Consider the following 1373-nt stretch of genomic DNA (forward strand, 5'->3'; position numbering starts at 1 on the left):
GGTCGAAGCCACCACGCGCGCGGTGAAGGTCGAGGCGTTCATGCCGTGGTCGCTGGCGGTGACGAGATAGGCATCGAGCGCGGTGATCTCGCGCGCGGCAGGCGCACGTCCCTGCAACATGCGCAGCGTGTCGGCGGCGTGGCTCACGGTCGGATCGGGCGCGATCGGGTCGAGCCCTTTTGCGCGCCGGACCAGCGCGCCTGCGATCACCGGAAACGCGCCAACGATGGTTGCTTCGTGTTCGAGCCCATGCTCGGCCCGCAAGCCGGCCACGGCCGCGCGAAAACCGTCGACGATGCCCATGCCCTGCGTCGCTGCCAGCAATTGCGGCAATCGGGCAAAGGCGCGTTCGCGCGCCGCGCCCAGGCTCGCCCGCACATTGGCCTCGCTCAGCGTGGTCAGGCTGGCGCCGTTCCAGAGCCGGGCGGTGACGCCCTCGAAGCTCGATTGGGTCGCGAGGGTCCCGACATGCTCGCCGGCGATGATCAGCTCGCCGCGCTCGCCGTCGACATGGCTCAGCACGGTCTCGGCCGCGGGAACGCCGTCCAGCCCGATCTGGCTTTTGGTGAGGTGGATGTTCATGGCCCAAATCTCCCTTTTTGCATTGCACAGAGGGAGAATCGGGTGCCTCGACAGATTGATCAATCTTGATTACGTAAATCAATATGAAAAATTCCGACGGCCTGTACCTCTCCGCCCGGGAAGCCGCGGCCGAGCTCGCGATCTCGCCGGCCACGCTCTACGCCTATGTCAGCCGTGGCCTGATCCGCTCCGAGCCAACGCCGGATTCGCGCAAGAACCGTTATCGCGCCGAGGATGTCCGCGCCCTGAAGGAGCGCCGCGTGCCGTCGCCGGAGCCGCGCGGCCTGCGCAGCTTCGATGCTGATTTGCCCGTGATGGACACGGAGATCTCGACCATCACCGAGGAGGGCGCGATCTATCGTGGTGTAAACTGCGTCGACCTTTCCGAGAACGACACGCTGGAGCACACCGCGACGCTGCTCTGGGACGTCGCCGACGTCGATCCCTTCGCACCCGACAACCAGCCAAAGATCTCCGACGAGATGCGTGCAATTGCGCAAGCTGCACGGCGCGCCGCGCCGATCGACCGGGCCATTGCCGTGCTTGCGCTGGCGACCAGTGCCGATTCCCGTGCCTTCACCCGCGCGCCCGATGGCCGCGCGCTGGTCGGTGCCCGCATCGTCCGGCTCCTCGTTGCCACGATGCTGAATTCCGAGCCGTCGGCCGCGCCGCTGCATCAGCAGATCGCGCGCGCCTGGGCTCCCGACAACAAGCACGCGCCCGATCTGATCCGGCGCGCGCTGGTCCTGCTCGCCGACCATGAGCTGAACGCCTCGACCTTCACCGCGCGC

At 67.2% G+C, this 1373-nt stretch carries 2 protein-coding genes; one reads left to right on the plus strand and one right to left on the minus strand.

Going from position 1 to position 1373, the window contains the following annotated elements:
• Nucleotides 1-582: citrate/2-methylcitrate synthase (locus G8O24_RS42440; RefSeq protein WP_283815667.1), on the minus strand; the 582-nt coding region annotated here is incomplete at its 3' end.
• An 83-nt stretch (nucleotides 583-665) separates the two neighbouring features.
• Here G8O24_RS42440 and G8O24_RS42445 point away from each other — a divergent pair.
• Nucleotides 666-1373, plus strand: a 708-nt coding sequence (locus tag G8O24_RS42445) for a citrate synthase (protein ID WP_188108404.1), incomplete at its 3' end; no start/stop codon positions are given.

The sequence above is a fragment of the Bradyrhizobium campsiandrae genome (assembly GCF_014529705.1).
Lineage (GTDB): Bacteria > Pseudomonadota > Alphaproteobacteria > Rhizobiales > Xanthobacteraceae > Bradyrhizobium > Bradyrhizobium campsiandrae.